The following is a 4,273-nucleotide window of genomic DNA, read 5'->3' on the forward strand; positions in this document are numbered from 1 at the left end:
CTCATGTCCCGCATCGGACGCGTCGAACGCACCACCAAGGAGACCTCCGTCCTGGTCGAGATAGACCTCGACGGCACCGGCAGGACCGAGATCTCCACGGGCGTCGGCTTCTACGACCACATGCTCGACCAGCTCGGCCGCCACGGTCTCTTCGACCTCACCGTCAAGACCGACGGCGACCTGCACATCGACACCCACCACACCATCGAGGACACCGCCCTCGCGCTCGGCGCCGCCTTCAAGCAGGCGCTCGGCGACAAGGTCGGCATCTACCGCTTCGGCAACTGCACGGTGCCGCTCGACGAGTCGCTCGCCCAGGTCACCGTGGACCTCTCCGGCCGGCCCTACCTGGTGCACACCGAGCCCGAGGGCATCGCGCCGATGATCGGCAGCTACGACACCACGATGACCCGGCACATCCTGGAGTCCTTCGTCGCCCAGGCGCAGATCGCGCTGCACGTGCACGTCCCGTACGGACGCAACGCGCACCACATCGTGGAGTGCCAGTTCAAGGCGCTGGCCCGGGCGCTGCGCTACGCCGCCGAGCGCGACCCGCGCGCGGCCGGAATCCTCCCGTCGACCAAGGGTGCGCTGTGAGCAAGTCCGCTGTGGCTCTGATCTTCGTCGGCCTCTTCCTGGCCGGCGGAGTGATCTCGTTCTGGAAGCAGAAGCTGCCGAAGGGCGTCATCCTGGTGCTGGCCATCGGCTCCGTGATGTGCCTGGGCTCCGGCCTCATGCGCCTGTAGACCCGCCTGGCCCCGTAGAGAGACTGGACACCTGAACATGGGCAAGAACGTCGTCGTCCTCGACTACGGCTCCGGCAACCTCCGCTCCGCGCAGCGCGCCCTGGAACGGACCGGGGCGAACGTCACGGTCAGCTCCGACTACGACACCGCGATGGCCGCGGACGGCCTGCTCGTCCCCGGCGTCGGTGCCTTCGAGGCCTGCATGCGCGGGCTGAAGTCGGTCCGCGGGGACTGGATCATCGGCCGCCGGCTCGCCGGGGGCCGCCCGGTCATGGGCATCTGCGTCGGCATGCAGATCCTCTTCGAGAAGGGCGTCGAGCACGGCGTGGAGACGGCCGGCTGCGACGAGTGGCCGGGCACCGTCGAACCGCTGGACGCCCCGGTCGTCCCGCACATGGGCTGGAACACCGTGGACGTGCCCGAGGGCAGCCGGATGTTCGCCGGCCTGGACCCGGAGACCCGCTTCTACTTCGTGCACTCCTACGGGGTGCGGCACTGGGAGCTGGAGACCCACAGCGCGCGGATCAACCCGCCGCTGGTCACCTGGGCCACGCACGGGCAGCCGTTCGTCGCCGCCGTCGAGAACGGCCCGCTGTGGGCCACCCAGTTCCACCCCGAGAAGTCCGGCGACGCCGGCGCCGCCCTACTGACCAACTGGGTCAACACCCTCTGACCGTCTGAGAGTTGTTACTGATGAGCCTTGAGCTGCTGCCTGCCGTCGACGTTCGGGACGGCCAGGCCGTCCGCCTGGTCAAGGGCGCGTCCGGCACCGAGACCTCCTTCGGCGAGCCGCTGGCCGCCGCCCTCGCCTGGCAGAACGCCGGAGCCGAGTGGCTGCACCTGGTCGACCTGGACGCTGCCTTCGGGACGGGCAGCAACTACGAGCTGCTGCGCGAGGTCACCGGCCAGCTGGACATCAAGGTCGAGCTGTCCGGCGGCATCCGCGACGACGAGTCGCTCGCCCGCGCCCTCGCCACCGGCTGCACCCGGGTCAACCTCGGCACCGCCGCCCTGGAGGCCCCCGAGTGGGTCGCCAAGGCCATCGCCGAGCACGGCGACAAGATCGCCGTCGGCCTGGACGTCGTCGGCACCACCCTGCGCGGCCGCGGCTGGACCCGCGACGGCGGCCAGCTCTTCGACGTGCTGGCGCGCCTGAACGCGGAGGGCTGCGCCCGCTACGTCGTCACCGACGTCAACCGCGACGGCACCCTGACCGGCCCCAACCTCCAACTGCTGCGCGACGTCTGCGCCGCCACCGACCGCCCGGTCGTCGCCTCCGGCGGTGTCTCCTCGCTGGACGACCTGCGGGCGATCGCCACGCTCGTCGGCGAGGGTGTCGAGGGCGCCATCGTGGGCAAGGCACTCTACGAGCAGAAGTTCACCCTCGAAGAGGCCCTGGAGGCGGTTTCCGGATGACTGATGGTCGGATCGTACGCGGCCGGATCGGTGGATTCTCCCCGTGGGAGGAGGAGTTCGGCTACTCCCGGGCGGTCGCCGCGGGCGACCACGTGCACGTGGCCGGCTCCACCGCCTGGGTGGACGGCCGGATAGAGCACGAGGGCGACCCGTACGGGCAGACCCTCGCCGCGTTCGGCGTCGGGCTCAAGGCCCTGGCCGCGTACGGTCTGACCGCGGACGACGTGGTCCGCACCCGGATGTACATCACCCACGTCCGCGACGCCGAGGAGGTGGGCCGCGCCCACCGCGAACTCTTCGACGCCGCACGCCCGGTGGCCACCATGGTGGTGGTCGAGGGACTGATCGACTCCCGGATGATGGTCGAGGTCGAGATCGACGCGTACCGAGCCGGGCTGGCAAAGACCCTGGAAGCCCCGGAAGGCAATCAGCCGTGACCCTTGCAGTACGTGTCATCCCCTGCCTGGACGTCGACGCCGGGCGGGTGGTCAAGGGCGTCAACTTCCAGAACCTGCGCGACGCCGGCGACCCCGTCGAGATGGCCAAGCTCTACGATGCCGAGGGCGCCGACGAGCTGACCTTCCTCGACATCACCGCCTCCTCCGGCGACCGCGAGACCACCTACGACGTGGTGCGCCGCACCGCCGAGCAGGTGTTCATCCCGCTGACCGTCGGCGGCGGCATCCGGGCCGTCGAGGACGTCAACAAGCTGCTGCGGGCCGGCGCCGACAAGGTCGGGGTCAACACCGCGGCCATCGCCCGGCCGGAGCTGATCCGCGAGATCGCCCAGCGGTTCGGGCGGCAGGTGCTGGTGCTGTCGGTGGACGCCCGGCGGTGCCCGCCCGGCACGGAGACCGAGTCGGGCTACGAGGTCACCACGCACGGCGGCCGCCAGGGCACCGGGCTGGACGCCGTCGAATGGGCCGGCCGCGCGGCCGAGCTGGGGGCGGGGGAGATCCTGCTCAACTCGATGGACGCGGACGGCACCAAGGACGGCTACGACCTGGAGATGATCCGGGCCGTGCGCAAGGCCGTCTCCGTGCCGGTCATCGCCTCCGGCGGGGCGGGCAGGCTCGGCGACTTCGCCCCGGCCGTGGAGGCGGGCGCGGACGCGGTGCTCGCGGCCAGCGTCTTCCACTTCGGGGACCTGCGGATCGGCGAGGTCAAGAACGCGCTGCGGGAGGCCGGGCACCCGGTGCGGTGACGCCTCTCGTGCCCTTCGCCCTGGTCAGGACTCGCTCGGCTCACCCTTGATCAGGGCGAAGGGCGCACCGTTCGGGTCCGCCAGCCAGGCGAGCCGGCCGACGTTCTCCACGTCGGAGGCCGACATCAGCACCGAACCGCCGGCCGCCGTCGCCTTCGTCACCAGCGCGTCCACGTCGGAGGCCGCGAAGTACGGCGTCCAGGCGGCGGGCTGCTCCTCCTGCATCGTCGGGGCGATGCCGCCGAAGCCGCTCTGCCGCTGGTCGCCCTCGGCGGTGGAGAGCACCCGGTAGCTCATGCCCGGCGACGGCTCGAAGTTCTCCGCCCGCCAGCCGAACAGGCCCTGGTAGAAGGCGAAGGCGCCGTCCGGGTCCGGGGTGTGCAGCTCCGTCCAGACCAGCGCGTTGTCCTCCGAGACGACATCCAGCCCCTGGGTGTTGCCGGGCTGCCACAGCGCGAACCGGGCACCCTGCGGGTCCGTGAGCTGGGCCATCCGGCCCTCCTCCATCACGTCCGTCGGCGGCACCGTGACGGAGCCGCCGGACCGCTCGGCGGCCCTCACGGTGACGTCGACGTCGGTGGTGAGGAAGTACGTCGTCCACGTGGGGCGGTCGCCCTCCTCGATCGGGCCGATGGCGCCCGCCGTCCTGCCGCCCAGCTGCACGAAGCCGTAACCCATCGCCTCCGGGATGGGCACGAACGTCCAGCCGAAGACCTTGCCGTAGAACTCGGCGGTGGCCGGGATGCCGGGGCTGCCCAGGTCGATCCAGCAGGGCGAGCCGGCGGGGAAGGCGGTGGTCAGCATGAGGTGCCCCTTCGACGCGGAGTGACCGGGCTGCCCGGGTCGAACCCCGGCCACCTGCGAGTCTGCACCCGGGAACCGACATCCGCAGCCGGGGGCGGCGGCG

7 protein-coding genes are annotated in these 4,273 nt (G+C 71.4%); 6 read left to right on the plus strand and 1 reads right to left on the minus strand.

The annotated features are described in order from the left end of the window. Positions 1-3 precede the first annotated feature (3 nt). The 6 genes from hisB to hisF are packed head-to-tail and all read left to right on the plus strand — an operon-like array spanning position 4 to position 3,366. A complete protein-coding gene (hisB, locus tag J0670_RS31670; protein ID WP_188298709.1) occupies positions 4-597 on the plus strand; it encodes an imidazoleglycerol-phosphate dehydratase HisB in 594 nt (197 codons plus the stop codon). Further along, positions 594-746, plus strand: coding sequence for a hypothetical protein (locus J0670_RS31675; RefSeq protein ID WP_207815369.1), 153 nt, complete (start codon positions 594-596; stop codon positions 744-746). Before hisB ends, J0670_RS31675 begins: the two co-directional genes overlap by 4 nt. 37 nt (positions 747-783) lie before the next feature. Continuing rightward, on the plus strand, positions 784-1,419 hold the full coding sequence (hisH, locus tag J0670_RS31680; protein ID WP_207815371.1) for an imidazole glycerol phosphate synthase subunit HisH: 636 nt from the start codon (positions 784-786) through the stop codon (positions 1,417-1,419). 17 nt (positions 1,420-1,436) lie between these two features. After that, positions 1,437-2,162, plus strand: a complete 726-nt coding sequence (priA, locus tag J0670_RS31685; RefSeq protein WP_196950574.1) for a bifunctional 1-(5-phosphoribosyl)-5-((5-phosphoribosylamino)methylideneamino)imidazole-4-carboxamide isomerase/phosphoribosylanthranilate isomerase PriA — start codon at positions 1,437-1,439, stop codon at positions 2,160-2,162. Beyond that, positions 2,159-2,599 carry a RidA family protein gene (locus tag J0670_RS31690; protein WP_207815373.1) on the plus strand — a complete coding sequence of 147 codons (441 nt, stop codon included), beginning with the start codon at positions 2,159-2,161 and terminating at the stop codon, positions 2,597-2,599. The genes priA and J0670_RS31690 overlap by 4 nt, the downstream gene beginning before the upstream one ends. Further along, positions 2,596-3,366 (plus strand): imidazole glycerol phosphate synthase subunit HisF, encoded by a 771-nt coding sequence (hisF, locus tag J0670_RS31695; RefSeq protein ID WP_207815374.1) that lies wholly within the window; start codon positions 2,596-2,598, stop codon positions 3,364-3,366. Before J0670_RS31690 ends, hisF begins: the two co-directional genes overlap by 4 nt. Before the next feature lie 24 nt (positions 3,367-3,390). Here hisF and J0670_RS31700 read toward each other — a convergent pair whose 3' ends face one another. After that, positions 3,391-4,170, minus strand: coding sequence for a VOC family protein (locus J0670_RS31700; protein WP_207815375.1), 780 nt, complete (start codon positions 4,168-4,170; stop codon positions 3,391-3,393). Positions 4,171-4,273: the final 103 nt, after the last annotated feature.

It is taken from the genome of Streptomyces sp. FH025 (assembly GCF_017427025.1).
In the GTDB taxonomy this organism is placed as follows: Bacteria; Actinomycetota; Actinomycetes; order Streptomycetales; family Streptomycetaceae; genus Kitasatospora.